Origin of the sequence: Streptomyces anandii JCM 4720 (assembly GCF_014650655.1) — a bacterium.
Classification (GTDB): Bacteria; Actinomycetota; Actinomycetes; order Streptomycetales; family Streptomycetaceae; genus Streptomyces; species Streptomyces anandii.
In genome coordinates, this window is sequence record NZ_BMVJ01000003.1 from 279582 (window position 1) to 281870 (window position 2289).

Annotated in this window: 2 protein-coding genes and 1 pseudogene; 2 read left to right on the forward strand and 1 reads right to left on the reverse strand. The window is 75.4% G+C overall.

From position 1 onward, the window contains the following. Nucleotides 1-600 (reverse strand): annotated as a pseudogene (locus IE249_RS36570) (hypothetical protein); the annotation flags it as partial. Nucleotides 601-921: 321 nt separating this feature from the next. Here IE249_RS36570 and IE249_RS07185 point away from each other — a divergent pair. Further along, complete coding sequence (locus IE249_RS07185; protein ID WP_189703918.1) at nt 922-1749, forward strand: DeoR/GlpR family DNA-binding transcription regulator; 828 nt, start codon at nt 922-924, stop codon at nt 1747-1749. A 72-nt stretch (nt 1750-1821) separates the two neighbouring features. Continuing rightward, nucleotides 1822-2289, forward strand: a complete 468-nt coding sequence (locus tag IE249_RS07190) for an SRPBCC family protein (protein WP_189703919.1) — start codon at nt 1822-1824, stop codon at nt 2287-2289.

Sequence of the window (2289 nt, forward strand, 5' to 3'; positions counted from 1 at the left end):
GGCCGTGAGGGCGACCGGGACGAGGGCGGCGAGGGCGAGGCGGCGGCCGGGCGCGCTCCACCAGCCGCCGGCGGCGGGCGAGAGGAAGCCGAGCCAGGAGTGCCGGGCCGCACACGCGCGCGTGCCCGCGCACTGCCAGGCGGCGAGGTCGAGGGCGACCTCGCAGGCGGCGGCGACGAGCAGCACGGTCAGGGTCAGGCCGGCCAGCCGGACGAGCAGCCCGTACAGGCGCACGGTGCGAGGGCGTGCGTGGGCCGTGGGGCGCATCCAGTGGGCGAGGTTGACGACCATGAACGGCAGGAGCAGCAGCCACAGGGCGCGGGTGCCGTTGCCGGAGGTGAGGTTGCACCACACGTACGCCTCGGGTACCGGTTCGGCGCGCTGTCCTGCGGGGCGGTCCTCGGCGTCGGCGTCGGCCGCGCGCCGGAAGACCGCCGCCGTGTCGTCCCCGGTGATCCGCACGGTGCGCGGGTCGTCGAGCATCCTCTCGGGCGTGGTGCCGCCGACTCCGTGGACCAGGAGCTCCAGGGCGGTCTCCGCCGGCTCGGGCGGTACGGGGGCCTCTGCCCCGGCCGCCGCGCGTTGCTGCGCACCTTCCACTGTTCGCTGCTCCCCCGTGACGCGCCGTCGGGCGGTGTCCGTGCGGACCTGCGGCACCAGGATCCCGGGCGGGGGCTCGCCGGCACAGCCCCTGGGACTCGATGTCCCCGATCCGGGTGACACCGGCGCGTGCCGGCGCCGGCACACGATGACGGCGCACTGTGGCATGAGCGCGTCGAGGCGGGCGGTGGCGCGCCGGGCGGCCACCCGTGAAAGGATGGGACGCCCGCACACCGATGACGTGACGGACTCGGACCTCCTCGCCGGGGCGCGTGCGCGAAGCGGGTCGGTCGGCTTGAGGCGAAAGGAACCGGAGCACACGTGAGTGAGAATCAGAACCTCCTCGCGGAGCAGCGGCGCGCCCTGATCCTGGACGAGGTCCGGCGCCGCGGCGGTGTCCGGGTCAACGAGCTGACCCGCAAGCTCGGCGTGTCGGACATGACGGTCCGCCGCGACCTGGACGCGCTGGCCCGCCAGGGCATGCTCGAGAAGGTGCACGGCGGCGCGGTACCGGTCCTGGAGGCGAGCACGCACGAGCCGGGCTTCGAGGCGAAGTCCGGTCTGGAGCTGACGGCCAAGGAGGACATCGCGCGGGCGGCGGCCCGCCTGGTCGCGCCGGGCACGGCGATCGCCCTGTCGGGCGGTACGACGACGTACGCGCTGGCCCATCATCTGCTGGACGTGCCGGACCTGACGGTGGTCACCAACTCGGTGCGGGTGGCCGACGTCTTCCACGCGGCGCACCGCACCACCGGTCAGCGGCCGGGCGCGGCGACCGTGGTGCTGACCGGCGGGGTGCGCACCCCGTCCGACTCGCTGGTGGGGCCGGTGGCCGACCAGGCCATCGCCGCGCTCCACTTCGACATGCTGTTCCTCGGGGTGCACGGGATATCGGCCGAGGCCGGGCTGTCCACGCCGAACCTGGCGGAGGCCGAGACCAACCGGCGGCTGGTGCAGTCGGCGCGCCGGGTGGTGGTGGTCGCCGACCACACCAAGTGGGGTGTGGTGGGCCTGAGTTCGTTCGCCGGCCTGCAGCAGGTGGACACGCTGGTGACGGACGCCGGGCTGCCGGACGACGCGCGCGCGGAGGTCGCCGAGCAGCTGCGGCTGGTGGTGGCCGGCGAGCCGGAGGACGGGGCAGACATCTGAGGGGCCGTCAGCTAGGCTGAACGGTGCCCGGCCGGCCCGCCGTCCGGCCGCCGCCAGGAGGGGGTTGCGTCCATGGCTCGCCGTCTGCGCCCGGTGGGGACCGACTTCGTCGACACCGCCCCCGTACGCCTGGTCTTCGCACGGGAGGTCCGAGCCGCTCCCGAGCGGGTGTACCGCGCGCTCGCCGAGGACGTGCCGGGCTGGTCCGCGTGGTTCTCGGCGGTGACGTCGGCGCGGCCGACCGAGCTCGGGCGCGAGGTGCGGCTGCGGGGCGGGACGCGGTTCGAGGAGACCGTACTGGTCGCCAAGGAACCCGAGGTCTACGCCTATCGGGTGGACGCCACCAACGCGCCGGGCCTGCGGGCGCTGGCCGAGGAGTGGCGGCTCACGCCCGCGGGCGGCGGGACCCGGGTCCAGTGGACCTTCGCGGTGGACGGCACGGCCGTGCTGCGGCTCCTGCTCACCGTCGGCCGCGCGGGACTCGGCCGCGCCTTCCGGGACGCGGTGACCTCCCTGGACCGGCGCCTGGTGGCCGGCTGA

What these genes read in the sequence shown, in the direction of transcription:
- IE249_RS07190 (WP_189703919.1), top strand. Translation starts at nt 1,822, where the DNA reads ATGGCTCGCCGTCTGCGCCCGGTGGGGACCGACTTCGTCGACACCGCC.